The organism is Polaromonas sp. P1_F8 (assembly GCF_056405635.1).
On sequence record NZ_JBFUBS010000002.1, the window covers coordinates 348792 to 374649 of the forward strand.

24 protein-coding genes are annotated in these 25858 nt (G+C 64.1%); 6 read left to right on the forward strand and 18 right to left on the reverse strand.

The window, feature by feature from the left end:
- Window positions 1-208 precede the first annotated feature (208 nt).
- Window positions 209-2059 carry a glutamine--fructose-6-phosphate transaminase (isomerizing) gene (glmS, locus tag AC1D1J_RS10560; protein ID WP_457282491.1) on the reverse strand — a complete coding sequence of 617 codons (1851 nt, stop codon included), beginning with the start codon at window positions 2057-2059 and terminating at the stop codon, window positions 209-211.
- A 133-nt stretch (window positions 2060-2192) separates the two neighbouring features.
- Between glmS and AC1D1J_RS10565 the strand changes: the two genes are divergently transcribed.
- Entirely contained in the window at window positions 2193-2678 is a 486-nt protein-coding gene (locus AC1D1J_RS10565) for an Lrp/AsnC family transcriptional regulator (protein WP_477694646.1), read from the forward strand.
- A 61-nt stretch (window positions 2679-2739) separates the two neighbouring features.
- On the opposite strand, the gene AC1D1J_RS10570 is transcribed toward AC1D1J_RS10565, so the two are convergent.
- The 3 genes from AC1D1J_RS10570 to AC1D1J_RS10580 form a co-directional block, all read right to left on the reverse strand.
- Window positions 2740-4203 carry a DUF3999 domain-containing protein gene (locus AC1D1J_RS10570; protein ID WP_477694647.1) on the reverse strand — a complete coding sequence of 488 codons (1464 nt, stop codon included), beginning with the start codon at window positions 4201-4203 and terminating at the stop codon, window positions 2740-2742.
- A complete protein-coding gene (locus tag AC1D1J_RS10575; protein ID WP_477694648.1) occupies window positions 4200-7178 on the reverse strand; it encodes a DUF2339 domain-containing protein in 2979 nt (992 codons plus the stop codon). The genes AC1D1J_RS10570 and AC1D1J_RS10575 overlap by 4 nt, the downstream gene beginning before the upstream one ends.
- A gap of 218 nt (window positions 7179-7396) precedes the next feature.
- The gene (locus tag AC1D1J_RS10580) at window positions 7397-8269 is read right to left on the reverse strand and encodes a LysR family transcriptional regulator (protein WP_477694649.1); all 873 of its coding nucleotides are present in this window, start codon (window positions 8267-8269) and stop codon (window positions 7397-7399) included.
- 140 nt (window positions 8270-8409) lie between these two features.
- On the opposite strand from AC1D1J_RS10580, the gene AC1D1J_RS10585 reads away from it, so the two are divergent.
- Window positions 8410-9366, forward strand: coding sequence for a DMT family transporter (locus AC1D1J_RS10585; RefSeq protein ID WP_477694650.1), 957 nt, complete (start codon window positions 8410-8412; stop codon window positions 9364-9366).
- Between the two features lie 43 nt (window positions 9367-9409).
- Here the strand turns inward: AC1D1J_RS10585 and AC1D1J_RS10590 are convergent, their stop codons facing one another.
- From AC1D1J_RS10590 to glmU, 3 genes are all read right to left on the reverse strand, one after another.
- On the reverse strand, window positions 9410-10003 hold the full coding sequence (locus AC1D1J_RS10590; protein WP_477694651.1) for a hypothetical protein: 594 nt from the start codon (window positions 10001-10003) through the stop codon (window positions 9410-9412).
- A gap of 15 nt (window positions 10004-10018) precedes the next feature.
- A complete protein-coding gene (locus tag AC1D1J_RS10595; protein ID WP_477694652.1) occupies window positions 10019-10597 on the reverse strand; it encodes a hypothetical protein in 579 nt (192 codons plus the stop codon).
- A 118-nt stretch (window positions 10598-10715) separates the two neighbouring features.
- Window positions 10716-12179, reverse strand: a complete 1464-nt coding sequence (gene glmU / locus AC1D1J_RS10600) for a bifunctional UDP-N-acetylglucosamine diphosphorylase/glucosamine-1-phosphate N-acetyltransferase GlmU (protein ID WP_477694653.1) — start codon at window positions 12177-12179, stop codon at window positions 10716-10718.
- On the opposite strand from glmU, the gene AC1D1J_RS10605 reads away from it, so the two are divergent.
- Window positions 12178-13119 (forward strand): DUF6279 family lipoprotein, encoded by a 942-nt coding sequence (locus tag AC1D1J_RS10605; protein ID WP_477694654.1) that lies wholly within the window; start codon window positions 12178-12180, stop codon window positions 13117-13119. The genes glmU and AC1D1J_RS10605 overlap by 2 nt on opposite strands.
- 27 nt (window positions 13120-13146) lie before the next feature.
- On the opposite strand, the gene AC1D1J_RS10610 is transcribed toward AC1D1J_RS10605, so the two are convergent.
- On the reverse strand, window positions 13147-13464 hold the full coding sequence (locus AC1D1J_RS10610; protein WP_477694655.1) for a hypothetical protein: 318 nt from the start codon (window positions 13462-13464) through the stop codon (window positions 13147-13149).
- A 178-nt stretch (window positions 13465-13642) separates the two neighbouring features.
- On the reverse strand, window positions 13643-14401 hold the full coding sequence (locus tag AC1D1J_RS10615; RefSeq protein ID WP_477667433.1) for a Crp/Fnr family transcriptional regulator: 759 nt from the start codon (window positions 14399-14401) through the stop codon (window positions 13643-13645).
- Between the two features lie 78 nt (window positions 14402-14479).
- On the opposite strand from AC1D1J_RS10615, the gene AC1D1J_RS10620 reads away from it, so the two are divergent.
- Complete coding sequence (locus AC1D1J_RS10620; protein WP_477694656.1) at window positions 14480-14887, forward strand: BLUF domain-containing protein; 408 nt, start codon at window positions 14480-14482, stop codon at window positions 14885-14887.
- A 3-nt stretch (window positions 14888-14890) separates the two neighbouring features.
- Here AC1D1J_RS10620 and AC1D1J_RS10625 read toward each other — a convergent pair whose 3' ends face one another.
- Window positions 14891-15880 carry an MBL fold metallo-hydrolase gene (locus AC1D1J_RS10625; RefSeq protein WP_477688501.1) on the reverse strand — a complete coding sequence of 330 codons (990 nt, stop codon included), beginning with the start codon at window positions 15878-15880 and terminating at the stop codon, window positions 14891-14893.
- Between the two features lie 233 nt (window positions 15881-16113).
- A complete protein-coding gene (locus AC1D1J_RS10630) occupies window positions 16114-16668 on the reverse strand; it encodes a gluconokinase (protein WP_477694657.1) in 555 nt (184 codons plus the stop codon).
- 219 nt (window positions 16669-16887) lie between these two features.
- Here AC1D1J_RS10630 and AC1D1J_RS10635 point away from each other — a divergent pair, with 219 nt between their 5' ends.
- A complete protein-coding gene (locus AC1D1J_RS10635) occupies window positions 16888-17271 on the forward strand; it encodes a TfoX/Sxy family protein (RefSeq protein WP_477694658.1) in 384 nt (127 codons plus the stop codon).
- A gap of 68 nt (window positions 17272-17339) precedes the next feature.
- Here AC1D1J_RS10635 and AC1D1J_RS10640 read toward each other — a convergent pair whose 3' ends face one another.
- Window positions 17340-17969 carry a DUF2917 domain-containing protein gene (locus AC1D1J_RS10640; protein ID WP_477688504.1) on the reverse strand — a complete coding sequence of 210 codons (630 nt, stop codon included), beginning with the start codon at window positions 17967-17969 and terminating at the stop codon, window positions 17340-17342.
- A gap of 161 nt (window positions 17970-18130) precedes the next feature.
- Between AC1D1J_RS10640 and AC1D1J_RS10645 the strand changes: the two genes are divergently transcribed.
- On the forward strand, window positions 18131-19114 hold the full coding sequence (locus AC1D1J_RS10645; protein ID WP_457282474.1) for a LysR substrate-binding domain-containing protein: 984 nt from the start codon (window positions 18131-18133) through the stop codon (window positions 19112-19114).
- A 238-nt stretch (window positions 19115-19352) separates the two neighbouring features.
- Here AC1D1J_RS10645 and AC1D1J_RS10650 read toward each other — a convergent pair whose 3' ends face one another.
- Genes AC1D1J_RS10650 through AC1D1J_RS10675 form a run of 6 tightly spaced genes read right to left on the reverse strand, consistent with a single transcriptional unit; the run spans window position 19353 to window position 25858 of the window.
- Window positions 19353-20822, reverse strand: coding sequence for an N-acyl-D-amino-acid deacylase family protein (locus AC1D1J_RS10650; protein ID WP_477694659.1), 1470 nt, complete (start codon window positions 20820-20822; stop codon window positions 19353-19355).
- Entirely contained in the window at window positions 20819-21730 is a 912-nt protein-coding gene (locus AC1D1J_RS10655) for a MurR/RpiR family transcriptional regulator (RefSeq protein WP_457282472.1), read from the reverse strand. Before AC1D1J_RS10655 ends, AC1D1J_RS10650 begins: the two co-directional genes overlap by 4 nt.
- Entirely contained in the window at window positions 21731-23029 is a 1299-nt protein-coding gene (locus AC1D1J_RS10660) for an amino acid deaminase (RefSeq protein WP_477694660.1), read from the reverse strand.
- Window positions 23026-24015, reverse strand: coding sequence for an ABC transporter ATP-binding protein (locus tag AC1D1J_RS10665; RefSeq protein ID WP_477694661.1), 990 nt, complete (start codon window positions 24013-24015; stop codon window positions 23026-23028). The genes AC1D1J_RS10660 and AC1D1J_RS10665 overlap by 4 nt, the downstream gene beginning before the upstream one ends.
- The gene (locus tag AC1D1J_RS10670; RefSeq protein ID WP_477694662.1) at window positions 24012-25019 is read right to left on the reverse strand and encodes an ABC transporter ATP-binding protein; all 1008 of its coding nucleotides are present in this window, start codon (window positions 25017-25019) and stop codon (window positions 24012-24014) included. Before AC1D1J_RS10670 ends, AC1D1J_RS10665 begins: the two co-directional genes overlap by 4 nt.
- Window positions 25016-25858, reverse strand: coding sequence for an ABC transporter permease (locus AC1D1J_RS10675; protein WP_477688509.1), 843 nt, complete (start codon window positions 25856-25858; stop codon window positions 25016-25018). The genes AC1D1J_RS10670 and AC1D1J_RS10675 overlap by 4 nt, the downstream gene beginning before the upstream one ends.

Consider the following 25858-nt stretch of genomic DNA (forward strand, 5'->3'; position numbering starts at 1 on the left):
CTCTGCTTTTAAAACAAGCAGAGTAGTGCCTACGTGGGTCAGTTTTGGATGGAAATTACTGCGCTAAGTGGGTCAGATTTCGACGGAATTCAACATTTAATTCAACGCTCTAGTTGAACGTCTCGGTCTAGCCCCATTTTTTTACAGTCTTTCTTAGGTTTTTACCGGTTTTCTTTTTACAAACAACAAATCATGCCACCTAAATCCGTCACTCCACAGTGACGGATTTAGCCAGGTTTCTCGGTTTGTCCACGTCCGTCCCGCGCGCCACAGCCGTGTGATATGCCAGCAACTGCAACGGCACCACGTGCAGCAGCGGGCTCAGCGCGCCGTAGTGTTCGGGCATGCGGATGACGTGCAGGCCTTCGCCGCTTTCGATGTGGCTGTCTGCGTCTGCCAGCACGTAGAGGACGCCGCCGCGGGCGCGGACTTCCTGCATATTGCTTTTGAGTTTTTCGAGCAGTGCGTCGTTGGGGGCGACGCAAACGACGGGCATCTCGCTGGTGACTAACGCCAGGGGGCCGTGTTTGAGCTCACCGGCGGGGTAGGCCTCTGCGTGGATGTAGCTGATTTCCTTGAGCTTGAGGGCGCCTTCGAGTGCGATGGGGTAATGCAGGCCGCGGCCGAGGAAGAGTGCGTTTTCCATCTTGGCAAAGTCTTCGGCCCAGCTGATGACTTGGGGCTCCAGCGCCAGCACGGCTTGCAGGGCGGCGGGCAGGTGGCGCATGGCTTTGAGGTGGCCGGCTTCTTCTTCGTCGCTGAGCTTGCCTTTGCTTTGGGCCAGGGCCAGCGTGAGCAGGAAGAGGCCTGCGAGCTGGGTGGTGAAAGCCTTGGTGGAAGCCACGCCAATTTCAACGCCGGCGCGCGTGATGTACGCGAGCTTGCATTCGCGCACCATGGCTGACGTTGACACATTGCAGATGGTGAGGGTTTGCGTCATGCCCAGGCTTTGCGCGTGGCGCAGTGCGGCCAGCGTGTCGGCGGTTTCGCCGCTCTGGGTGATGGTAACGACGAGTGACTTCGGGTTAGGTACCGATGTGCGGTAGCGGTATTCGCTGGCCACTTCGACTTGCGTGGGGATGCCGGCTATCGACTCGAGCCAGTACTTGGCGGCACAGCCGCTGTAGTAGCTGGTGCCGCACGCCAGGATGAGGACCGAGTCGATGTCCTTGAAGACGCGGTAAGCCTCGTCGCCGAACAGTTCAGGAACGATGCCTTCCACGCCTTCGAGCGTGTCGGCAATGGCGCGCGGCTGCTCGAAGATTTCTTTTTGCATGTAGTGGCGATACGGACCGAGCTCTGCGGCGCCGCTGTGGGCGTGCACGGTTTTGACTTCGCGCTGGACGGCTTTGCCTTCTTTGTTGAGTACCCAGTACTTGCCGAGCTGGATGTCGACCATATCGCCTTCTTCGAGGTAGACGATCTGGTCCGTCACGCCGGCCAGGGCCATGGCGTCGCTGGCCAGGAAGTTCTCGGTCTTGTCCTTGCCGACGCCCAGGATCAGCGGCGAGCCGGCGCGCGCGCCGACGACGCGGTGCGGCTCGTCCTTGCAGAAGGCCGCAATCGCATACGCGCCGTGCAGTTGTGCCACGGTGGCCTTGAGGGCTTCGAACAAATCGCCGTCGTACAGGCTGTCCATCAAATGCACGATGACTTCGGTGTCGGTCTGGCTGTCGAAGACATAGCCCTTGGCCTTGAGGCCGGTGCGCAGCTCTTCGTAGTTTTCGATGATGCCGTTGTGCACCAACGCGACCTTGCCTGCGCGCGCCGTGGCGCCCGCGCCGCTGCCGTGGCTGAAATGGGGGTGGGCGTTGTGCACTGCGGGCGCGCCGTGGGTGGCCCAGCGGGTGTGCGCAATGCCGGTGCCACCTTCGAGTTTGTCAGCGCTCACCTGCTCCTGCAGTTCGGCCACACGCGAGGTGCTGCGAGCGCGCTTCAGGCCGCCGGCGTACACGGCGACGCCGCAGGAGTCATAACCGCGGTATTCGAGGCGCTGCAAACCCTGCACCAGGATGGGAACGATATTTCGGGTCGAAACGGAAGCAACAATGCCGCACATGAAGGTCTCCTGAAGGTCAATGCGGTGATGCTACGTATTTACAGTTTTCCAATGTGATCTATTTTTTCGTTTGAATGGAATTTAATTTCATTTATTCCAATGTATTGAATTAAATTTCATTTATATTTCCTTAATGGAACAAATAATCATTGATGACGTCGACGTGAAGCTACTGGACAGCCTGCAAACCGACGCATCGCTGAGCAACCAGGCGCTGGCCGAACGCGCCCATATCTCGCCGCCGACCTGCTTGCGCCGCGTGAAACGCCTGCGCGATGCCGGGCTGGTAGAACGTGAAATCGCGCTGCTCAGCCCCGACAAGCTGGCCGCCCTCACCGGCCACGGGCTGACGGCGCTGGTGGAGATCACGCTGGATCGCCAGGGCACGGAACATCAAGAGGCATTTGAAACGAGGGTGGTGCAGGACGACGCCGTTCAGCAGTGTTACCGCGTCTCACCGGGGCCGGACTTCATGCTGGTGGTGCATGTGGCCGACATGCCTCGCTACCTGGCGCTGGCGCAACGGCTTTTCACCAGCGACGCGAATGTGCGCAACGTGAAGGCTTTTTTTAGCACCCGGCGTGCAAAATTTCAGCCAAAAGTGCTTCTAGGCCAATAAGGACTTGCGCAAGCAGCTATTAAAACAATAGCAATATGACTCAGGCAGCGGCGGTGCGAACCTATTGACCGGGTTTCGCAGGCTGCCGGGTCTGTTTGAGAAGCACCCACGCCATCAGCCCCAGCGCCAGGGCACCCGCCAGCAAGACGCCCCACAGCACCAGGCTGCGTGTCGGCATGCCCTGGCTGGGGGGCTGCGCCGCCACCAGCGGGCCGGCCGCACCGGCACTGCCACCGGTGACGTCTGCTTTGGACACGTCGGCCTGGGCGACAGGCAGGGAGTTTTCCTGCTGCGCCTTGTAGCCGGGAATCAGGCTGGCCATGGGCAGAAAAGCGCCTGCAGCCCCCGTTGCGCTGGCCAGGCCCGCTGCCAGGGTGAAAGGGCCCTGCCCGCTGGCCAGAAAGATGAGCTGCGCCGGTTCGAACTGCAGGACGATTTCAGGCGCGGCGGCAAACCCCGGCGTTTTGAGATCGGCCTCGATCTTCATTTCGCGCACTGATGAGCCCTGCAATTCGACCGGCCCGCTGGTTTGTTCTTTGCCCGCGGTTGTCATCCGGTAGACCACGGCGCTGGCCAGCAGGGCCCAAGGCTGGTTGCGGTCATTACGGCCCAGCACGCGGATGGGCACCAGCACATTGCTGCCTTGCGGCGTGATCTTTAAAGCGGCAACAGGCGTGGCAAAGGGCAACGCAAAAGTCAGCTCATGGGGATTCGTCAGCACCGGCGTGGCCATGGTGGCGCCCACGCGCTGGCGCAGGGCCGTGCTGCGGGACGTGACCAGCGTGGCGCCGCGCAGGGTAACGCCGGCGTCGCCCCAGGTGATGCGCAGGTACTGGTCTTTCAAATCCGCCATAGAAAGCGCAAGGCTGTTGTCGCCCAGGCTCGTGGCCTTGGCAGAAGCATCGGCGCGGTACAACACGGTGTCGGCCAGGGGCCGCCAGTTCTTCAGGTCCTTGCTGGCCTGCACATTAAAGCTGACTGGCTGGCCGACCGGCAGGTCGGCATCCAGCGTCAGGCGGGCGGCCGGCGCATTGACGCTGCGTGTGTCGAGCAGCGCGCCCAGCACCTTTTGCGATGAAGCTGCACCCGCGGTGTTTGCCGCGCTGCCCGTGTTGAGCTGCACCACGCGCCGGCCCTGCCGCTCTTCAATGCGCAGCGACAGGCCTTCCAGGCCGGCGGCGCTTGCGGCACCCAGGATGGGATACGCCGTGAGCTTGACCTGCTGCTCCTGCGTAGCCGTTTCCGCGGCGACATTGGCCAGCGCCATGGGCACCGGCTGACCCGCCGCGTTGAAGAGGCGTATGTCGCCATAACCGGCGCTTTGCAGCCGCACCAGGGCCTCGGCGGGCACCACCAGCCGCTGCAACGGCGCATCAGGCGCCAGCGCGACGGGTATGCGAACGGCATACGATTTGGCGCTGCCGGCGTCCGCGGCGTCGGCGGCCAGCACCAGCAGCGGGGCTGCCAGCGCGGTGGAGAGCGCCAGAGTTAGCGCCTGGGTTAAAAAGCGTTGGTTGATTTTCATGACTGAGTTACCTTCAGGTCGCCCGCATCTTCGGGCAAAACATCTTGCGCAGTGGCGGTGCCGGCGGCCTTGGGCGGCAGCGGCGCAAAGTAGCCCACCACCAGCATCAGCACACCCACCACAATGAACGCGATGATGCGCTCCGCACCACCGGCGTTCGACAGGTCAATCAACAGCAGCTTGACGACCACCAGGCCCAGCAGGCCCGCGCCCACCAGCCACAGCGGCCGCTGCACACGCCGGTGCGCCAGCACCATCAGGCTCAGGGCCAGCAGCGTCCACAAAATGGCGTAACCGGTTTGCACCACGAAGCTGCCGAACAGCGCGTCGGCATCCCAGCGCACGCCGAAGAAATGGTGGGCGATGCGCAGCCACACGGTATTGACGGCGACAAACACCAGTAGAGCCAGCGCCACCAACGCATTGCGGCCCGTCACCCAGCCCGCATTGCCCGGCGGCGGCGCGGCCGTCACCAGCACGCGGCGCCAGAACACCAGGGCGCCCAGCGCGAGCGCAAGCGTCAGGTCGGTCGGGTTGAGCAGCGGGATGTAGGGAAGCGGCGCGGTGTGGCCCGAGGAAGTGACGGCGGCGGCGAGAGCCCCCCAGAACACCAGCACCGCCAGCGGCAAGGCTGCATACCAGTAGTAAGCCTGGGCATGCGGATTGAGGGGCCACTTCGCGCCCTGTCGCAGGGCCGCGCTGTTGGCCCGCCCTGCCCACACCGCCAGCAGCATCAGCACGGCGATGGCGCTGACCAGCAGGACCACGCCGGCCCACGAAGTGCGCCAGAGCTCGGCCTTGCCGATACCCGACCACAGGCAATCCGCAAGGAGGAAGGTCACCAGCCACGCGCTTGCGGCGTGCAGGAAACCATAGGGCGACTGAGAGGCGCCCGTGGACGTAGCCTGCGCCAACGCCTGGCGGTCCGTCTGCCGCAGCATCCAGTAATGCAGCACCAGCACCGCCGGCCACACAGCCCACGCCGGAGTAGCGAGTACGCGGTAGCCTTGACCTGCCTGCGCCACATAACCCAACGCCAGCACACCCACGGTGATGCGCGCGGGCCAGGTCGCCACCGTCCACTGCTTCTTCAGGCCAAGCACCATCGACAAGGCCGCGCTGGCCACCACCGCCAGCATCATCAGCAGGCCGGTAGTGCGGTCGCTAAAGGCCTGCTGAGGAAAGGCATCTGCTTCCAGCGCCGGCACGCGGCGGTTGATTTCCAGCAACCAGGCCAGGCACCAGAAGAAAAAGCCGTAGAGGTAAACAGGAACGCTGAGCTGCGACTCCACGCCGGCATAGGCCTTGGCCCACGAAGACTCGCTGTGCGGCAGGGGCCGGCGCAGCCACCACGCCAGCTGCAGCGCCGGCAGCGCGATCAACATGGCGCCGATAAAGGCCGGGTTGCCGAAAGGAATGGCCGAGACAGGGTTGCCCAGTGCGCCCGCGTCATCAAGCCCGCCCAAAAACGCCATGGCGGCCACGCCCTGCAGCAGCAAGCCGAAAGCGCGCGGCATCCAGCGCGCCTGCCGCATGCCGACCCAGAACGCGCCCGCACCTTCGAGCGCCCAGACAGCCGAAGTCCACTTTGCATCGAGTGCCAGCGGCACCGCCAGCGTGGCAAAACCCACACCCACTGCAATAAAGCATTCGATCAGCAGGCGGTAGCTGGACAGCGCCCGGCGTACCAGCACCATCGCCGTCACCAGGTACAGCGCGGCAAAGCCCAGCGCCGAAAAGGCCGTGCCCAGTTCCATGGTGCGCACCAGCCCGGCCTGAAGGCCAAAGCCCACCAGCGGCGTGCCGAACACCAGCATGGTGTCGACGGCGTTGCCGAGCTTCGTGGGCGTGTTGCGCGCATAGAGGATGGCGGCAAAAAGATAGATCAGTACAAAGCCGATGAGGAAGGGCTGGGTGCTGGCGTAATGCTCTGGCGTGTACTTGAGAACACCCCAGGCAGTGGCCACGCCGAAGGTGGCGATAAAACCCACCACGTTCAGGATGCGCCATGAGCGCTTCCAGGCAATGAACAGAATGGCCAGGTTCAGCACTGAGTAATAGCTGAAGAGGCCCACATGGCTGCCCTGCCCTGTCGACAGCAGAATCGGTACGGCAAAACCACCGGCGAATGCGGCCACTGCCAGCGCGCGCGAGTTTTGCAGCAATGCCAGCGCACAGCTCAGCGCGCACACCACAATCATCAAACCAAAGGCAGGCAGTGGCTCCAGCAGGCCGTACATGCGGAAGGCCGCAAACACCGTGAGGTACATCACCGCCACGCCGGCGCCCTGCAGCGCGAGTGCAAAGCCGGGCTTTTCCGTGCGCTTGCGAAAACCCACGGCCAGCAGCGCAATCGCTGCGGCGGCGATGGCCGTCAGCCGGAACTCCACCGGAAAGAGCCCGGCCGATGCCGCGTAGCGTGCCAGGAACGACAGGCCGATGAACAAGATGACCAGCCCGACCCGCACGATGGTGTTGCCGCCCAGGAACCAGTTTTTGCCGGCAATCAGGGCCAGCTCGATGGCATTGGGCTCGGCCGGTGTGTAAGCCGGCCGGGTGGCGGGTGCTGCCTGGCCACGCGGCAAGCCGTTCGGGGCCAGGTCTTCTTGCAGGGATGCCTCTTCATTGCTGACGGCACTGAGAGCGCTGGCGGCCGCTGGCGCCATGGTTTGCGGCGCAGCAGGTGCACGGGCAGGAAGCGGGGCAACGGGCGAAGGAGCGGTGTTCTCAAATTCCTTGAATCCGCCGTCGTCTGCCGTGGCCGGAATGGCAGGCGGATGTGTTGCTGATGCAGTCGCTGTCCTCACCTGCGGCGCATGCTTCTTGCGCGCGGCCTCGACTTCAGCACGCACGGCCCAGCGCAATGACAGGCCTGCGAACAACCCGAGGAAGCCCCCCAGAAAAACACCGAAATCGCCGTAGCCCGGCCAGAACCAGCCCAGCACGGCACCCCAAACAATGCTCCAGATAATCATGACCCCAGCCTCCCTGTTGTTTTCCGTGCTGCGATGTTGCACGCCAGCCTGCGGAATGGGCTGATGGTACTTGATGGACCCACTCGTGAGCACCGGCGGCACGGTGCCAGGCAAGCCCGCAGAAAAGCCCGCCAGCAGTCCTTATTAATTTAGGAAGAAACCGGCTGAAATTCAATCAGGACAAGCGCAAGCAGCTATCAAATAAGTAGCAACCTGACTCAGTGCGCCTTGGCCCCTTCACGGGCGGTGTTCCAGAACGCGCGTGCCAGCGGCGAGAGTTTGGCCACATCCAGGCAGGCCAGGCCGACCGTTCGGGGTTGCGGCGGTGACAAGGGCCGGTAAACCACGCCCTTGGGCGCATCAGGCAGCGCCAGTCGGGCAGCTACCGACACTGCCAGGCCCTGCTGCACAAATTGCAGGATGGAAATGATCTGCGTGAAGTGATACAGCACCTTGGGCAGCGCGATGTTTTTTTGCAGGATGGGCACGATGACCGGCCCGCAACCGGCCTCCGTCAGCACAAAGTCCAGCCCCGTCAGAGCAGTAACCGGCACGGCCTTGTGTTTGGCCAGTGGGTGTTTGGCCGGCAGGATGGCGACAAACTCGTCCTGCACCAGCGGCAGCACTTCAAAACGCTCGTCGGGCACGACGACAAATCCAAGCTCCACCCGCTTTTGCAGCAGCCAGTCATCCACCACTTCGTCGCTTTCCTCTTCAATGCGCACCTGCGCGCCCGGGTGGCGCTTCTTGAATGCCGCCAACAGTGGCGGCAAAAGGTTGACGGTGGACGTGGGCCCAAACGAGCCGATGCGCAGCGTGCCGGTTTTCAGCTCACGGGCGTCGCCGAGCTCCTGCGTCATGGTGGCGGCCAGGGCGGTCATTTCGCGGGCGCGCAGCAACAGCCGCTCGCCGGCATCCGTCATGGCCACGCCGGAAGCGTCACGTTGCGCGAGCTTGACGCCGAACTGCGTTTCAAGTGCACGCAGCGCATGGCTGACGGCCGATTGCGTCGTGCCCAGCCGCATGGCCGCGCGTGAAAAGCTGCGGCATTCATCGAGGGTGATCAGGACTTCAAGTTGGGCGAGTGTCATGGCCGGCTTGGAAAAGCGGTAAAACGGTAAAGCGGTGCATGGGTAATGATGAGTAAACACTCATTTGATGGTGAATTAAATAGCAGTTAATCTCATGCATCAATCTAACCGATGCCAGCCTTTTTCCCAACAAAAACCGCATGACAGCCACAGCCACATCGTCCACCGCAGCCCCCCTGCCCGGCATCGCCGCCACGGCTCCCCCGGCGGGTAAAAGCCTTCTGGGCCTGTACCTGCGCCTGACCTGCGTGCCCTTTCTCTGGGGCGGCACCTTCATTGCCGGGCGCGTCATCTCGGCCCACCTGCCGCCCGCCACGGCGGGTTTCATACGCTTTGTGTTTGCCACGCTGGCCCTGCTGGTGGCGCTGCATTTCACCGAAGGCCTGCGCGCACTCACGACACTGTCGCGCCGCCAGCTGCTGGGCACGATGGCGCTGGGCGCCACCGGTATCTTTATCTACAACCTGCTGTTCTTCACGGCGCTTTCCGTGCTGCCGGCAGGCCGCACCTCGCTCATCATTGCCCTGAACCCGGTGGTCACGCTGCTACTGGCCGCCGCATTCCTGGGCGACCGGCTTTCGCCAATGCGCTGGCTGGGCGTGGCCCTGGCGTTGCTCGGCGTGTGGATCGTCGTCACGCGCGGCGACCTTTCGCAAATCGCGCAGTCGCTCGGCAAGGGTGAGCTGTCGATGTTCGGCGCGGTGTGCGCCTGGGCGGTGTACACGCTGCTGGGACGCAAGCTGCTGCAGGGCCTGTCGCCGGTGCTGGCCACGCTCTGGGCCGCCATCTGGGGCACGCTGTTCCTGGGCCTGCTGGCCCTGCGCGACATCTCTGGTGTACATGCCGAATCATTCACCCCTGAGGTGTGGGCCGGCCTGGCGTTTCTCGGCGTGCTCGGCACCGCGGTGGCTTTTGTCTGGTACTACGAAGGCCTGCGCCAGCTGGGCGCGGCACGCACCGTGGTGTTCAACAACCTGGTGCCGGTGTTTGGCGTGCTGCTGGGTTGGCTGATTCTGGGGGAGCCCTTGAGTATCAGTTTGCTGGCTGGCGGAGGGTTGGCGATTTTTGGGGTGTTCCTGGTCAACCGCATCAAATAAGTGGGCCAGGTTTCAGGCCGACCGCCGGCCGGCCTGAAAGTGCTTACTTGCGCAGCGCGGGCGACTCGACCAGCGCCTTGACCAGCTTGGCCAGCGCGTCGTTGGAAGCGCGCACAGCAGCCAGCGAGAAATTGCTCTTGAATTCCGAGAAAGTAGCGCCGCCTTCACCGCTGACCCGTATCGTCTCGACGGGCTTGCCACCGGCATCGACAATGGTGCAAACCAGCTTGACTGTGAACTGTGTGGGTGGCCAGGTGAATGCGCCGTCGGAAGACGAATTGGTGGTGATTTCCGGCGTGATCAGCAATGCAACACCGCCAGCCTGCAGCGCCGCGAAGTCCTTGGGATTTTGAACCTTGGTCACGCTGCTGAAGGCTTCGGACAGCGCCTTGTAGAAGCCCGGTTCGATATCGCGGTACGGGAAGTAACGCACCTTGTCACCGCCGCCGCCGGGTGTTGTCACCTCCACCGAACGCAAGGCATCAGGGATGTGGTAACCCACTTTTTTTGCGATGGGCCTGGCGCCGGTGGGCAAGGTGACCGCCGCGAGGTCCGGGTTCATGGTGATGGGGTGTGCGCAGCCAAACAATACAACGCAGGCCAGCGCGGAAAAAACATAGCCAACAAATCGGTTCATGATGGATGTCCCGGCTTAGTTGCGAATGGCTTTGACGAAGTCGGGATCGGTCACCAGCGAGGCGACCAGCGACTGCACCATCAGCGGGTAGTTGTTGGCCGCCAGCGGAATGGCCACGGCGCCGGCGAAGGAGCTTTCCCACTTGCGCTCTATGCGCTTGACCTTGTCAAAGCGTACCTGCCCGTTGGCCGTCACGACGAAGCGCGCCTCTATCTGCCCGGCGTTAGTGCTCATACCGCCCGCGTCGATGTTGTTTTTGAGCAGGGTGCCGCTGATTTCAACGCCCGATTGCGGGTTGTGCAGCTTGGCCAGCTCCAGTTCCTGGCGCAGCGCCGCGGCGATGTAATCGCCATAGTTCTTGCCGACGGGTGAGGTCATGGTATTGGCGCGAAGGCTCAGCGAGGCGCCGCCTTGCAGGTCTGGCGCAACGCTGATGACGCCGGTCTTCACGGCACGCGCGCCGTCCATTTTCTTGAGCGTCTCGACGTTGTCGATGGACGGCGCATAGTTGGGTGCCGGGCCCGCGCAACCCACCAAAAACGCAGACACGGCAATACCCGTGAACAGGACAACACGCCTGAGCTGTTGAAACATGAAAAACCCCTCGTTGATTTATTGGAATGAACAGCCCTCATTGCGAGTGCCGCTGGGCATATGTTACGTCACGTAACCGCCATTCAAGCCACTCCGGGAATACCCGAAGAAAACGCCTTCAAGGCTGGCGGGGCGCCTTCACCGGCCTCTTCCAGTTAGGCAAACTAACCTGCTTGCCCCGCGCCACACTCAACGAATCCGGTGGCGTGCTTTTGGTGATGGTTGAGCCTCCGCCCACCGTGCCGCCCGCGCCTATGGTCACCGGCGCCACCAGGACGCAGTTGCTGCCGATGTGCACGTCGGCTTCAATCACCGTGCGGTGCTTGTTGGCGCCGTCGTAGTTGGCGGTGATGCTGCCAGCGCCGTAGTTCACGCGTTCGCCCACTGTCGCGTCACCCAGGTAAGCCAGGTGGTTGGCCTTGGCGCCCTTGGCCAGGGTGGCATTTTTGACTTCCACAAAATTGCCGATGTGCACCTCTGCGCCCAGCTGCGCGCCGGGCCGCAGTCGGGCAAAGGGCCCGATCAACGCGCCCTCGCCGATCTGCACACCCAGCTTCTCGCCGTCGATATGCGTAAAGGGATGGATCACGGCGCCGGCGGCAATGGTGCAGTTGGCAATCACGCAGTTGGCGCCTATGTGCACACCGTCGCCCAGCGTGACCTGTCCTTCGAACACGCAATTCACGTCAATCTCCACATCCTGGCCGCAGTGGAGCGTGCCGCGCACATCGAGCCGTGCGGGATCGGCGAGCCGCACGCCTTGCTCCATCAGTGCCGTGACCAGGCGGCTTTGGTACACGCGTTCCAGTTCGGCCAGTTGCACCGGGCTGTTCACGCCGGCCACCTGGGCTGCGTCGGTAATCTGCTGCGCCACCACGGCCACGCCATCAGCTACCGCAAACTTGACGATGTCGGTGAGGTAATACTCGCCCTGGGCATTTTGATTGTCCAGCCGGGAAAGCCAGGCGCGCAGCAGGCGCGTGGGCACGGCCATGATGCCGCTGTAAATTTCGCGGATCTCGCGCTGGGCAGGTGTCGCATCTTTATGCTCGACGATGGCGCGTACCTGGGCCGAAGTTTCGGCGCCGGCCCGCAAGGGCTCGGAGGCGTGCGCCTGCGCGCGCACGATACGGCCATAACCCGTGGGGTCGGCCATGCTGAGCGTGAGCAGTGCCAGCCGCTGGCCGTCGCACTGTGCCAGCAGGGCCTGCAGCGTGGCGGCCTGGGTCAGCGGCACATCGCCCGACAGCACCAGGGTGACGCCATCGTCGGCCAGCAGGGGAATTGCCTGCTGCACCGCATGGCCCGTACCGAGTTGTGGTTCCTGCCGCGCAAATTGCAGGCTGACCTTCGAATCCGGGGCCACTTCCTGCTGCGCAAAGCCCTGGCAGGCGGCCTCAACAGCCTCCGCGCCGTGGCCGGTAATGACGACCGCCTTGCGCGCTGACAAAGACGCAGCGCATTCGATGACATGCTGCAGCAAAGCCTTCCCGCCCAATCGGTGCAAAACCTTGGGTAAGCTGCTTTTCATCCGCGTGCCTTTGCCCGCGGCCATGATGACGACATCAACTGGGGTTGCCATGAAGTTTCCTCTGGATTTTCGAAGGACAGGATTTGAAAAGCGCGCCACCCTGGCCGGGGCAGGGCTGGTACGCAGCTTACGGATTATCGGTGTGCTTGCCGCCGTGCTGCTGGGTGCGGCGCTGCCCGGTTGCAACGTGATGATGAAACTGGCCTACAACCAGGCGCCTGAGCTGGTGTATTGGCATCTGGACGGTCATTTTGACTTCACCGACACGCAAAGCGTGCAGGTCAGGGCCGACCTGGACAGGCTGCATGCCTGGCACCGGCAAACCCAGCTGCCGGGCTATATCGACACGCTGCAAAAACTGCAGCACCAGATGCCGCAGGACATGGATACGGCAAAGGCTTGTGCGGTTTATACCGATCTGCGCCGAAAGCTGCTGGTGGTGTCGAACGAGGCGGAACCCCTCATGACAAAGCTGGCGGGCACGCTCCACGCCAGCCAGATGAAGAAGCTGCAGCAGCGTTTTGAAAAAGGCAATGCCGACTATCGCGAGGACTTTCTGGAGTCATCCAAAACCAGCCGCAAAAAACGCTACAAAGAGGCGGTGAATCGGGCCGAAATGCTTTACGGGCGGCTGGAAGAAAAACAGCTGGACATCATTGGCCGTCGGATCGATGCGTCCCACTTTGACGCCGCCGTGTCCTACCGGGAAAGGCTGCGGCGCCAGCAGGATGCCCTGCAAACCCTGCGCCCACTGGCTGACGGCCACAGCGCACCCGAGAAAACGCAGGCCGCCGTGAACGGACTGTTTGAGCGCACGCTGAACTCACCGGACGTCGCTTATCGGGACTACTTCGAACGCCTGACCCAGGACATTTGCCAGGGATTTGCAGAACTGCACAACAGCACCACGCCCGCCCAGCGCTTAAAAGCCGTGGAAAACCTTCACCGCTATGAGCGGGATTTCAAAGTCCTGCACAGCCAAAAGTCCTGACCCCGGAACCGCCCCACATACCCCCCCTTATTTACCGGGCGCTTTGGTATGGGACAAACCTTCCTGTTCAGCTTTCTTCAGCTCTGCCGCCTGCTGGGGCGAATCGGGTTTCGCCGCCTTCGCGTCGGCAGCGACATCTGCATCCTTGAGATAGGACTTGATGTTCTTCTGGTAGTCGCGGGTGGCTTCATAGCTCCCTTCGCCCATCTGACCGGCCGGGGCATCGCCCGGCTTTGACTGGCGCGGCTGAAACTCGCGTGAGCCGCTGCTTTGCTGTTGCTGGCGGTCGGAAACACGGCGCGGTTGCTGCTGCAGGCGTGCGCCGGGTGCTTGTGCGTGGTTCATGAACGTCTCCTGGGTGGTGGTCGGTGCGCGTCGCCACGGCTTTCCCTTCGCAGGAAAGGACAAATCGTGGGCAAGAGAGCCACCTTAAAACCGGATGCAGGCCGCATTTGTCATCCGCCCCATGGCCTTGTTGTCAGCGGCCGCCTACACACCTGAACCAAAGCTTAAACAGACGAAATCAGAGCAAAGGAACCTGCGCAGGCGGCGTGTCGTAGTAGTCGGCAATACGCTCCAGCGCGCGGGTATTGAGCAAGCGGAGCTGCCCATTTTCAATCTCATGCAGGCCCAGCTGGCGCAAACGCCTGAGCGTCTTGTTGGTATGCACCAGCGACAGTCCCAGCGCGTCGGCAATATGCTGCTGGTTGATGGGAAACCCTATCCAGCCTTTTTCGGCCATGCCCACGCGTTCCAGCCTGCGGTACAGGTGCATCAACAGCATCGCCACGCGTTCGGTGGCGTTGCGCCGGCCGGCCGTCAGCAGATGGTCATCGACCATACCTTCCTCTCGCGCACCCATCCACGTGATGTCGTAGCCCAGGCTGGGGTGGTTGCGAAACAGTTCCCACAGACCGTCCCGCGGGAACACACAGAGGCTTACATCCGTCACGGCCTCGATGCCGTGCATGGCGCCGTCCGCGAACTTTTGCTGCAGGCCGATGAAGTCGCCGGGCAACAGGAAATTGAGGATTTGCCGGCGGCCGTCGCTCAGGGTTTTGTACCGGAATGCCCATCCCGAATACAGCGTGAAGAGTTTGCCGTTGGGCTTTTGTTCATACAGGATGGTGCCGCCCGCCCGCACTGCAGAGGTGCCGGTGCGAAAGGCTTCGATGAACGCCAGTTCCCCATCGCTCACAGGCATGAAGGCCCCGGTCCTGCGCAGCCCGCAGGCATTGCAGTGAGGCGGACAAATCGATGACGTTGGCGCTGGAATGTTCATAAAAGGAGAATCTTAGGCGCTTTTGACTGTGTCTTTTGACATTGTGAAAAGCCGGACCGCCCGCTACATTCTGCCGCCATGACGCCAAAAAGCCCCACGTTGTATGAAGTTCTTTATGTCAGTACCCTGGCGCCCGAAGCGCCGCTCAGCGTCGTGGCGAACATTGCCGTCAAGGCCCGCCAGGCCAACGCGGAACGGGACATCACCGGGCTGCTGATTTTTGACGGCATGCGCTTTTGCCAGCAACTGGAGGGCGACCAGAAGCAGGTGCTGATGTTGCTGGAACGCATCCGCCAGGACACCCGCCACATCAACATGCAGGTTCTGCACCACGACGAGCTGGACGCCCGGCGATTTCGGCGCTTCAGCCTGGGTTACTGCACGGTCGACGACGACGACGTGCTGGAGCGGATGGAGCGGATGGACGGGCAAGTTGCGCTGGAGTCATTTGTGGGACTGCTTTCCAGGCTGGATCTCGACGCCTGAGGTTCAGCCCTGCAGCGCTTGCCACATTTCCTGGTCGCGTTCGGCTGTCCAGATACGCGGGTTCTTGATGCCGCTGGCTTCGTCAAATGCGCGGCTCACGTCAAACGGCAGGCAGTGCTCGTAAATAAACACGTGGCCGAAGATCGGGTCCATGCTTTTGCGGGTGTGGTCCATGGCGGCTTTGAGGTCCATGCCGGCGGCGGCGGCTTCTTTGCCCGCCTGGTACAGGGTTTCGACCCAGCGCTTCGTATAGTCCAGCGCCTTGTTGACGTTGGCCGCACCCTTCATGGCCTCGCCGCGGCCGGGCACGATGGCTTCGGCTTTCAGTGCGCGCAGGGCTTCCAGTGTGGCGGGCCATTCCTCCAGCTGCGCGTCGCCGGTGTAAACGCCGGCCTCGTACTCGACCAGGTCGCCTGAAAACAGCACTTTTTCTTCTTCGACCCACGCAATCGTGTCGCCGCGTGTGTGGCCGGGGCCCGGGTGCCAGACTTGCACCTTGACACCGCCCAGGTCCAGCACCAGCTTGCCGGGCACTTCGCCCTTCACCGGATTGCCGCCTTCGATGACCAAAGTCGGCCAGGTCAGGCCGGGCACGCTTTCGGCGTTGCGAAAGAGACGCGGAAAGCGCTCCATCTCGCTTTGCATGTCCTGCGCGCCGCGCTCGACGATGAGTTCGTACGTGCCCTGGCTGGCGATCACTTCCGTGGCGCCTTCCGCAAGGTAGGCACTGGCGCCCAGCACCCGGACCGCGTGATAGTGAGTCAGCAGCACATATTTGATGGGCTTGTCGCTCACGGTGCGGATGCGGGCGATCAGGTCCTGTGCCATGGCCGGGGTGGCGGTGGCGTCGCTCACCATGATGAATTTTTCGCCAATGATCACGCCGGAATTGGGGTCACCCTCGGCGGTGTAGGCCCAGCAATGTGCGCTGAGCTGCTCAAAGGTGATGACCTTGTCGGTGAGATCGGACTGCGAGGCGAAGGCTTTGGACATGCGGTTCCTGTGTTTGGGACGCTGCGCCGGCGGTTCAGTGAAGCCGGCGCCAGTTTTGGGTCATTTTACTTAAACGTAATGCGTTACGGATAGTTAAACCGATACCCTGCCCGGCGAAAACGATTTTCAAGACTGCTACTTATTTGATAGCTGCTCGCGCTCGTCCTGATTGGCCTGCGAGGCAATTTGATGCCAGAAAACGGGGCCTGCAGGCGAGGCCTGGCGGCAGGGCTCTACCCGCGGATTTCCAGCCAGGCGACCGCGCTGTCGGCCAGGGCTTCCAGGGAAGCATTCCCGGCCAGGGTCAACACACCCGGCTCGGCCGAAGGATCCTGCAGCGCCTCAAACTGGCTGGCGACCAGGCTGGGTGGGTAAAAGTGGCCCGGCCGCGCGGAGACGCGCCGCAGGGATTCAGCCTGGCTGATGGCCAGGTGCACAAACTGCAGCCCGGGCACGGCAGCTCGCAGGCTGTCGCGGTAAGCGGCCTTGAGGGCCGAGCAGGTCAGCACGACACCGGCGGGGTGGCGTGCCAGTTCCACACCCAGCTGGCGCAGCCAGTCAACGCGGTCTTCGTCCGTGAGGGGAATGCCTTGCTGCATCTTCTGGATGTTGCCGGGGGGATGGAAATCATCCCCTTCGATCAGCGGCAACACGAGCTGGTCGGCCATCAGACGCCCGACCGCCGACTTGCCGCAGCCGGCCACCCCCATGACCACCACATGGACCGGCGGCCCGGCGTGGCGCACATCGGGCGCGGAGAAGGAGTGGGTCTGGGAAGCTGGGGCCATGCCCAAATTATCGCGGCCCGCCGCGTCTTTGCGCGTCGCGCCTGCGATATCTGCCAGACGTCGGTTTTTTGAACAAAGCGACAGCCACGGCGCGCTGCGCTCGCCGCAACACAAGTCCGCCGGGTTTGGTATGGTTGCGCGATGGCCTCTTCCAGGAATGATTTTGCGACCTACTGCTGCGAGCTTTTGTCAGGCGTCGGGCCCTGCACGGCCAGGCGCATGTTTGGCGGGTTTGGCATCAGCACCTCGGGACTGACGCTGGCCCTGGTGGCCGACCTGGGCGGCGGCGAGAAGCTGTGGCTCAAGGCGGATGCGGAGACCCGCAGCCTGTATGAAGCCCATGGCTGTGAGCGGTTCACCTATGAAATGACACGAAATGGCGTCAGTGCGCCGCACAGTCTCAACTACTACGCGGCACCCGAAGAGGCGATGGAGTCGCCCGCCGTGATGCTGGAGTGGGCGCGTGTAGCGTTGGAGTGTGCGTTGAAGGCGCGTGCGGTCAAGGCGACCAAAGCGCCCAAGACAGCGAAGGCGAGGAAAACGCCAAAGGCGCCGGCAACCAAGACGGCCAAAACGGCCAAGCCCCGAACCAGGCGCCCATAAAAAAACCCGCAGCCTTGCGACTGCGGGTTAAACGGTTTTCCCGGAGTAAAACTGTTGGCTATCTGCGCTTAGACCAGGTTGGACATGGCCAGCACGTTGTAGTTGCGCGGCTGGAGCTGATTGTCCCTGTAGGCGTCAAAGTCGTGACCGGTGACGTGAGGCCGGGCGCGGGCAGTGACGAACACCAGGGCAACGGGGGTCAGCACCGCTTCAATAGCTGCGACAGCACCCATCGCCAGCCCGCGGACCAGGCGGCCCAGGGCGCTGGTGGCCAGGCCGAAGGCGGCGCGCAAGTCACCCAAAGGCTGCATCACGCCGGCACGCCAGCCGGAAGTCTCTTTCATCTCGGGCACTTCGGCGCAGGCCGTTGCCGGCTCCCAGCTGAAATAAGCGGAAGCAGCGTGACCAGCGCTGAAGGACTCCATCACCAGCGACTCACCCGCCCGCAGCGAAAGGCTTTCGCCCCGGCCGAGGAAATGGTCGCCTGCGCGGACCTGGATGTCCTGGCTGGCGGAGTCGAAGGTGGCCCAGACCCGGCCATGCGCAATTCGCAACACACCGGCCTGCGAGGCACGCAGCGTCAGCGCTCGGCCCGCGCCCAGTTTCCAGAAGCCCGCCAAGCCGGCCACATGGCCGTTGGTGGCATCGGAAGCCTGTTGCAAGAAACGATCTCCTGAGAGGTGAGCTGCGTGGTCCATGGTGTTCTCCTAAAAAGGCACAAAGTGAGTGATGAGGGTTGAATCATCTCGCCACGGGCTTGCACAGTCCAATGAAATCGCGGTAAGCTATTGATTCCATAATCGCATCAATCAATTAGGCCCGAATTGCCCTATTTGGCCTTTTTCACCCCCACACTGTCATGCTCCATTCACAAACACACCTGCGCTCCCGGCCGATTTCCGCCGGCCAGTTAAGGGCTTTTGAGGCCGTCGCCCGCCACCTCAACTTCCGCGCTGCCTCGGAAGAACTGGCCCTCACCCAGTCGGCGGTAAGCCGCCAGATCCAGGGCCTGGAAGAAGACGTGGGCGTGAGCCTTTTTCACCGCCACACCCGCGCCGTGGAGCTCACCACCGCCGGCGGCATCCTGCTGCGGGCCGTCACGCCGTCGCTGGAGCGCATCGACAACGCGGTGCGGCAGATACGCCAGACCGCCGGGCGCAAGAGCGTCTCGCTCACCACCTTTGCCTCGTTTGCCTCGATGTGGCTGATTCCCCGGCTGGAGGGCTTTCAGCGCGACAACCCCGACATCGACATCCGGATTGATGCGTCGGACGTGGCTGTTGACCTGGACATTTCAGACCTGGACCTGGCCCTGCGTTACGCCCCGGCCAGCCACATGCCGCCAGGCGCCATACGCCTTTTCGGCGAGCAGATCACGCCGGTGATCAGCCCCTGGTTGCTTAAAAGCGGGCCGCGCCTGAAGAAGCCCGACGACCTGGCGCAGTTCACCTTGATTGAGGCGGGCGACGCCCATCAGACGCACCTGGAATGGCTGACCTGGCGCCGCTGGCTGGAAGAGCACGCCAGCCCCAAGCTGGAAGCCAAGCGCTGGCTGTACTTCAACTACGCCTACCAGATGGTGCAGGCGACGCTGACGGGCCAGGGCGTGGTGCTGGCGCGGCTGCCACTGATTGCCGAAAGCCTGGCTTCAGGCGATCTGGTGGAGCCGCTGCCGCAAATGCGCATGGAGTCCCCGATGAGTTATTGGCTGATCATCGGCCCGCGCAATGTGGCCCGGCCCGAAGTGCTGGCGTTTTGCGATTGGCTCAAAAGCCAGGCCGCACTGACGCGCGAGGCGATTGGGGATGTGCCTGATCCGGACACAGTGGATTCCCTGGACTAGAAACAGGGGCCCCACGCTCCCCCACTTCGTGTGGGTCGCTGCCCCCCGAGGGGGTCGCCCGCCTGTGGCCCGGCAAAGCCGGTTCCACGGCTCATGCTGGGCTTAAGAGTTCATTGAGTACAGCGAGCGGGGCCCCATGCAAGCAGGGGCCGCGGGTTCGGCTTCGCCGGCCTCAGGCGCCGCCCCCTTGAGGGGGGAACAGGCTACACGCAGTGAGCCTGGACGGGGGTGTTTCTTATTACACATGCCGTTTCAACAAGCGCCCGGCGCGCGCCTGCACCCTGACGCTGGCCGCATCAGCAGCGCCGGCAACGTAGGCCAGTTCGCCGTTCACAAAAACTTTTTCAATGCCTTCCGACAGCGCGATGGGGTTTTCGTACGTTGCCACGTCGCGCACTCGGGCTGGGTCCAGCACCACGACATCGGCGTACCAGCCCGGCTGCAACTGGCCGCGCTGGTGCAGGCGGAAGTTGCGCGCCGACAGGCCGGTCATCTTGTAGATCGCGGTCTCCAGCGAAAGCAGCTGCTGCTCGCGCCAATAGCGCGCAAGCACCCGCGGGAAGGCACCCCACAGGCGCGGGTGCGGATGCTTGTCATGCGGCAGGCCGTCGGATCCGATCATGGAAAGCGGATGCGCAATGACGCGTCGTACATCGTCCTCGTGCATCTGGAAATAGCAGGCCCCACCGGGCTGCAGGCGGCGGCAAACCGTTTTCTGGTCGACGCCCCACTCCGCGGCAATCGACGCCAGGGTGCGGCCCATCATTTCCGGGTGCGGGGCCGACCAGCTCACCAGCACATCGATCACACCGTCGACCAGGTCTTCGCGCAGCACGGTCGAGCCGGCCACATAGGGATAGACATCCATCGCGATGTCCTGGCGCTGCGCCAGCGTGTCGATCAGCGGCAGCGTCTCATGCGTGCGGCCCCAGTTGGCCGGGCCGGCGCATTTGTGATGCGAGATCACCAGCGGCACACCAGCCTCGAAGGCGCAGCCGGCGGCCTCGTGCATGGCCTCCAGGATGTCGGCCATCTCCGAGCGCATGTGGGTGGCGTAAATGCCGCCGTACCGCGCGACGACGCGCGCCAGCGCTGTCACCTCGGCGGCCGGTGCCGGCATGGCTTCGGCATAAAAAAGGCCCGACGACAGTCCGATCGCGCCCTGGGCCATGCATTGCTCCAGCAGGGCGCACATGGCGGCCACTTCATCAGTGGTGGCTGGCCGGTTGAGGTCGCCCACGCAGGCATAGCGCAGCGTGGTGTGGCCGATCAGTGGCGCCACATTAACGGCCGGCTGCGCTTCGGCTACGGCCTGTGCGTAGGCCTCCACCGAAGGGTACTTGAACGAATTTCCGAGCAGGGTGAGGGCGCCCTGCGGCTCCTCCACCACGAAGGGCGCGACCGACAGGCCGCAGTTGCCGGTGACCACCGTGGTGATGCCCTGCGACAGCTTGGGAAACATACCGGGCGCGTTCAGCACGATGGCGTCGTCGTGGGTGTGCACGTCGATGAAGCCGGGCGCGATCACCAGGCCGCTGCAATCGTACACATCGGCGTCGGCCAGGGTCAGGCCATCCGGCAGGCCGTGCCGCAAGCCCGCGCCCATGGCCACGATCCGGTCGCCCGCCAGCAGGAGGTCGCCTGGTCGGCCAGCCGCGCTGGTACCGTCCACCAGCAGGCCGTTTTCCAGCAAGGTGGCGCGCGTCATCGTACTTTTCCCATGGTGAGCTTGGCGCCTTCGTCCCAGTCCAGCCGGGGATGGTGGTGCATGTCCACGCCGCGGGTTTCCAGCGTGCGCTGGATGTTGGCCAGCCGGTTCACGGCCTTGTCGCCCAGGCGCTGTGCCACCAGCACGGTGAGGATCTCGATCACCGTCAGGTGCGCCAGGTAAGCCTCGGGGCCCACCGGCATCACCGGGTCGGGCGCCACTTCCACGCCCAGCACGATGTCGGCCAGCGCCGCGAGCTGCGAGCCGGGCTGCGTCAGCGCGATGATGGTGGCGCCCTGCGAGCGTGCCACGTCCACCGCCTCCAGCAGCGAAGGCATGCCGCCGACGTGGGTGATGGCCATCACCACGCCGCGCGGGCCGATGGTGGCGGCCGAGATCAGCTGCAGGTGCGGGTCCAGGTAGCTGTTGGAGGCCACGCCCATGCGGTACAGCCGCGCCTGCAAGTCGGAAGCCATGAAGTTGGAGGTGACGCCGACGCCGTAGCAGTCCACCCGGGCGCCGTCGACGATGGCGTCGGCCGCCGCCTGCACTGCCTCGACATTGAGCTGGGCCTGCACGCTGTTGATCACCGTGGTGGCGCCGCGCGTCACCTTGGCGATGACCTGCCGGGTGTCGTCATCGATGCGCACGCGCCGGTTCAGTGGCGAGCCGCCCACCGCCAGCTCTTGCGCCAGCGCCAGCTTGAACTCGCGCAGCCCAGGGTAGCCCAGGTCGCGGCAGGTGCGCATGATGGTGGGGACCGAGCTGTTGGCGCGCTGGGCCAGGGTCTCGAAGGTCTCGTCCAGCACGCGCTGCGGGTCTTCCAGGATCAGGGCCAGCACGGTGCGCCGCGCGGCGGGCGCGCGGTCCATGATCTCGGCAATTTTTTCAAGAACGCGTGGGGTCATTTAAAAGCAGGTGACGATGGCGTCACACACGTTGTTTTGTTCGTCCACCACCGGCATCCAGCGCCATTTATCAAAGGTGGTGCAGGGGTGGGAGATGCCCAGCGCAACCAGGTCGCCCACGCGCAAGGCCTGGTGTTCGGGGCCACTGCCGGCCGGGGTCGCGTGGCGGAGGTAGGCGTGCTGGTCGTTCAGGCCGGCGATCTTCCAGTCGTCCGGCGCCGGCGTCATGGTGGCCTCGCCCGCTCTGCACACACCCAGGGGTACGGGAAGCTCCAGGTCGTAGGAGATGTCGCGCTTGCCTACCGCGAGGATAGCCAGGCCCGGCTCGGGGCAGGATTGCACCGCCGCCCAAACCTGCATCGCCGCGTGCAAGCCATGGCCGCAGCCCATGCGCGCGGCGACTGTATTCATGAAGCGGTGGTAGGTGCCATGGTCGTGCGTCACATAGCAGCCCGAACGCAGCAGGCCTTGCACGGGCCGGGAGAGTTTCATCTTCAGGTGTTCGGCTACAAGATCGAAGATGGCGGAGCCGCCGGCCGTGAGGAGGATTTCATCCGTTTCGAACAACTGCTGCTCGTCGCAGGCTTGGGCGATGTCGCGCACACGTTGCATCAGCGCATTGGCGTAGGCCGTGTCAGCGGCCGACTGGCCGGTGGCGCCCAGACCCTCGTAGCACTCGATGCCGACCAGCCGCGTGGCCTTGCCGCTGCGCAGGCGCTTTGCCAATGCGAGCGCCTGCTCGTGGCTGCGGCAGCCGGTGCGGCCGCCGTCCACGCCGATCTCCAGCAGCACGTCGAAAGGCTCAGCGTGCGCATTCACCGCATGCCAGGCTTCAATGAGCTCCGCCTGCGCCAGGGAGTCCACCAGAAAAGCCACGCTCAGCCCGGCATTGGCACGCTTGAGGTCGGCTATGCCCTGCAGGTCCACCGCCTGGAACACCTGGTTGGCGATCAGGCAGCGTTTCGCACCGGCCGTCACGCCCGCGCGCAGCTGCGTCACGGTGGCGAAAGTCAGGCCCCAGGCGCCGGCCTCCAGCTGGCGCCGGAACAGCTGCGGCGACATGGTGGTCTTGCCGTGCGGCGCCAGGCCGACGCCATGACTGCCGGCGAAGCCCTGCATCCACTGCAGGTTGCCGGCCAGCGCGTCGCGGCGGATCACGGCCAGCGGCAGCGGCAGGTCTCCGCGCAGCACGTTCCAGCCCTGGTCGCCGATGGCCGAACGGCGCAGCGGCGGGCTGTGGTGCGGAAAGCCCTTCCAGGAGGCGTCGAGCAGGGGGTCGAGAATGTCTTGCAATGTCATGGTGTCGTCAATGATTCAATGTCGTCTCGGATACAGGCTTTGAGGCGGCCGCCGCCCATGTCGCGCGGCTCCGGCCGCGTCTGGGCACAGGCGTCAATGGCATGCGGGCAGCGTGTGCGAAACACGCAGCCCGAAGGCGGGTTGACCGGGCTGGGCATGTCGCCTTTCAAGGGCACATGCACCATCTTGATGGTCGGGTCCGGTTTGGGCGACGCGGCCAGCAGCGCCTGGGTGTAGGGATGCAGCGGCCGGGCGAAGAGCGCCGCCGTCGGCGCCACTTCCATCACCCGGCCCAGGTACAGCACAACCACCCGGTCGCACAGGTATTCCACCACATCCAGGTCATGCGAAATGAATAGCATGGTCAGCTTCAGGCTGTCGCGCAGGTCGCACAGCAGGTTGACCACCTGCGCCTGGATGGAAACGTCCAGTGCCGAGAGCGGCTCGTCGGCCACGATGAATTCGGGCTGCACCGACAGCGCCCGCGCCACGCCGATGCGCTGCCGCTGGCCGCCGGAAAATTCGTGCGGGTAACGCGCCGCGTGCTCGGGCGGCAGCCCGACCAGCTGCAGCAGCTCGGCGATGCGCTGCGCGGTGGCTTCCTTGCCTTTGGCCAGGCCATGCACCTGCAATGCCTCGCCCAGGATATCGCGCACCCGCATCTTGGGGTTCAGGCTGGCGTACGGGTCCTGGAAGATCATCTGCAGCTTGCTGCGCAACGCGCGCATGCGGCCGCCCGAAGCCGCGCCCAGGTCTTCGCCGCGGTAGCTCACTGTGCCACCGGTACTGTCGACCAGGCGCAGCAGGGCGCGGCCGATGGTGCTCTTGCCAGAACCCGATTCGCCCACCAGGCCCAGTGTCTCGCCGGGATGGATCACGAAGGACACATCGTCCACCGCGCGCACCGGCCGCACGGAGGAGCCGAAGAATTTCTGCAGGTTGCGCACCTCGATCAAGGGCGCAGCGGCTGGCGTCTCTATGCTCATGCGGCCTCCGGCACCAGGATGCAGCGGGCGCTGCCGCCGGCTTCGTCGTTGCGCAATGCCGGCATGGCGTCGCGGCAAGCCGCGATGGCCTTGTCACAGCGCGGCTCGAAGGCGCAGCCCGGTGGCGGCGCCAGCGGGCTGGAGACCTGGCCGCGGATGGCGTAGAGCCGGCGCTTGCCGTCCGCCGTCGGCGCGTGGCCTCGCTGCTGCGCCGGCAAGCAGGCCAGCAGGCCCTGGGTATAGGGATGCTGCGGCCGTGCGAACAGGTCGTTGACGGGCGCGGCCTCCACAATGCGGCCGGCGTACATCACAGCCACATCGTCGGCATGGTGGGCCACCACGCCCAGGTTGTGGGTGATGAACAGGATGCTCATGCCGGTCTCAGCCTGCAGCCTTCGCATCAGCGCCAGGATCTGCGCCTGGATGGTTACGTCCAGCGCGGTGGTGGGTTCGTCGGCGATCAGCAGCGTCGGGTCGCAGGCCATGGCCAGCGCGATCATCACCCGCTGGCGCATGCCGCCGGAGAGCTGGTGCGGGTATTCGTGCAGGCGCTGGGCAGCCGCCGGGATCTCCACCAGTTCCAGCATGCGCAGCGCCTGGGCCAGGGCTGCCGCATGGCCCAGGCCCTTGTGCAGGCGGAGCGTCTCGGCCACCTGCTCGCCCACGGTGAAGACCGGGTTCAGGCTGGTCATCGGCTCCTGGAAGATCATCGCCACCTCGTTGCCGCGGATTGCGCGCATGCGCGGCTCGGGCAGCGTCAACAAGTCCAGTGTCTCGCCGGCGCGATTGACGAACAAGGCCTGACCGCTGACCTGCGTCGATGCCGCACGCGGCAGCAGGCGCATCAGCGTCAGGCTGGTGACCGATTTGCCCGAGCCCGATTCGCCGACGAGGGCCGTGGTCTTGCCGGCACGAATGTTGAAGCTCACGTCGGCGACGGAACGGATCAGGCCTTCGTCGGTGTCGAAGAAGGTGGAAAGGTGGCGTACTTCGAGACGGTTCACATCGATTTCCGCAGGCGCGGATCCAGCAGGTCGCGGATGCCGTCGCCGAGCAATTGGAGCGACAGCGCGGTAAGGATGATGGCCAGGCCCGGGAACAACACGATCCACAGCGCCTGGTGGGCGTATTGCTGGCTGCCGGCGACCATGGTGCCCCAGGTCGGGATTTCGGGCGGCACGCCGACACCCAGGAAAGACAGCGCGGCTTCCGCCAGGATGGCGTAGGCGAAGATGAACGAAGCCTGGACGAGGATGGGCGACATCAGGTTGGGCAGCACATGGCGCCACAGGATGCGCACGGTGGAGACCCCGACGGCGCGTGCAGCTTCCACAAAGAGCAGCTCGCGCACCACCAGCGTCGAGGCGCGCACCACCCGCGCCACGCGCGGCGTGTAGACCAGCACCAGGGCCAGCACCACGTTCAGCATCGAGGGGCCGAGGATGCCGACCAGGGCGATGGCCAGCAGGATGTCGGGGAAGGACATCATGGCGTCTACCACCCGCATGACGGGTGCGTCGAGCCGGCGAAAGAAACCTGCAACCAGGCCAAACAAGGTGCCGGCCACCACCGAACCCAGCGCCGTCAGCAACGCGATGGTCAGCGAATAGCGGCCGCCGAAGGCGATGCGGGCAAACAGGTCGCGGCCCAGTTCGTCGGTGCCGAACAGATGGCTGGAAGAGGGTTGCGCGAGGCGCTGGCTCACGGCGGTTTCATTCGGGTCCAGCCCGCTCAGGGGGCCGGCGAAGAGCGACACCAGCACCACCACGACCAGCGCGATGGCCGCAGCCAGCACGATGCGGCGGCGAAACAGCTTGCGCAGGATGAGAGGGAGTTGAGGCAT

Coding starts and splice junctions, on each gene's coding strand:
- AC1D1J_RS10610 (WP_477694655.1), bottom strand. CDS start 13,464: ATGAACCACGCACAAGCACCCGGCGCACGCCTGCAGCAGCAACCGCGC.
- AC1D1J_RS10580 (WP_477694649.1), bottom strand. CDS start 8,269: ATGACACTCGCCCAACTTGAAGTCCTGATCACCCTCGATGAATGCCGC.
- AC1D1J_RS10620 (WP_477694656.1), top strand. CDS start 14,480: ATGACGCCAAAAAGCCCCACGTTGTATGAAGTTCTTTATGTCAGTACC.
- AC1D1J_RS10655 (WP_457282472.1), bottom strand. CDS start 21,730: ATGACCCCACGCGTTCTTGAAAAAATTGCCGAGATCATGGACCGCGCG.
- AC1D1J_RS10660 (WP_477694660.1), bottom strand. CDS start 23,029: ATGACATTGCAAGACATTCTCGACCCCCTGCTCGACGCCTCCTGGAAG.
- glmU (WP_477694653.1), bottom strand. CDS start 12,179: ATGGCAACCCCAGTTGATGTCGTCATCATGGCCGCGGGCAAAGGCACG.
- glmS (WP_457282491.1), bottom strand. CDS start 2,059: ATGTGCGGCATTGTTGCTTCCGTTTCGACCCGAAATATCGTTCCCATC.
- AC1D1J_RS10630 (WP_477694657.1), bottom strand. CDS start 16,668: ATGGCCCCAGCTTCCCAGACCCACTCCTTCTCCGCGCCCGATGTGCGC.
- AC1D1J_RS10645 (WP_457282474.1), top strand. CDS start 18,131: ATGCTCCATTCACAAACACACCTGCGCTCCCGGCCGATTTCCGCCGGC.
- AC1D1J_RS10625 (WP_477688501.1), bottom strand. CDS start 15,880: ATGTCCAAAGCCTTCGCCTCGCAGTCCGATCTCACCGACAAGGTCATC.
- AC1D1J_RS10635 (WP_477694658.1), top strand. CDS start 16,888: ATGTTTGGCGGGTTTGGCATCAGCACCTCGGGACTGACGCTGGCCCTG.
- AC1D1J_RS10595 (WP_477694652.1), bottom strand. CDS start 10,597: ATGTTTCAACAGCTCAGGCGTGTTGTCCTGTTCACGGGTATTGCCGTG.
- AC1D1J_RS10615 (WP_477667433.1), bottom strand. CDS start 14,401: ATGAACATTCCAGCGCCAACGTCATCGATTTGTCCGCCTCACTGCAAT.
- AC1D1J_RS10575 (WP_477694648.1), bottom strand. CDS start 7,178: ATGATTATCTGGAGCATTGTTTGGGGTGCCGTGCTGGGCTGGTTCTGG.
- AC1D1J_RS10665 (WP_477694661.1), bottom strand. CDS start 24,015: ATGAGCATAGAGACGCCAGCCGCTGCGCCCTTGATCGAGGTGCGCAAC.
- AC1D1J_RS10590 (WP_477694651.1), bottom strand. CDS start 10,003: ATGAACCGATTTGTTGGCTATGTTTTTTCCGCGCTGGCCTGCGTTGTA.
- AC1D1J_RS10640 (WP_477688504.1), bottom strand. CDS start 17,969: ATGGACCACGCAGCTCACCTCTCAGGAGATCGTTTCTTGCAACAGGCT.
- AC1D1J_RS10675 (WP_477688509.1), bottom strand. CDS start 25,858: ATGCCTCAACTCCCTCTCATCCTGCGCAAGCTGTTTCGCCGCCGCATC.
- AC1D1J_RS10585 (WP_477694650.1), top strand. CDS start 8,410: ATGACAGCCACAGCCACATCGTCCACCGCAGCCCCCCTGCCCGGCATC.
- AC1D1J_RS10650 (WP_477694659.1), bottom strand. CDS start 20,822: ATGACGCGCGCCACCTTGCTGGAAAACGGCCTGCTGGTGGACGGTACC.
- AC1D1J_RS10605 (WP_477694654.1), top strand. CDS start 12,178: ATGAAGTTTCCTCTGGATTTTCGAAGGACAGGATTTGAAAAGCGCGCC.
- AC1D1J_RS10565 (WP_477694646.1), top strand. CDS start 2,193: ATGGAACAAATAATCATTGATGACGTCGACGTGAAGCTACTGGACAGC.
- AC1D1J_RS10570 (WP_477694647.1), bottom strand. CDS start 4,203: ATGAAAATCAACCAACGCTTTTTAACCCAGGCGCTAACTCTGGCGCTC.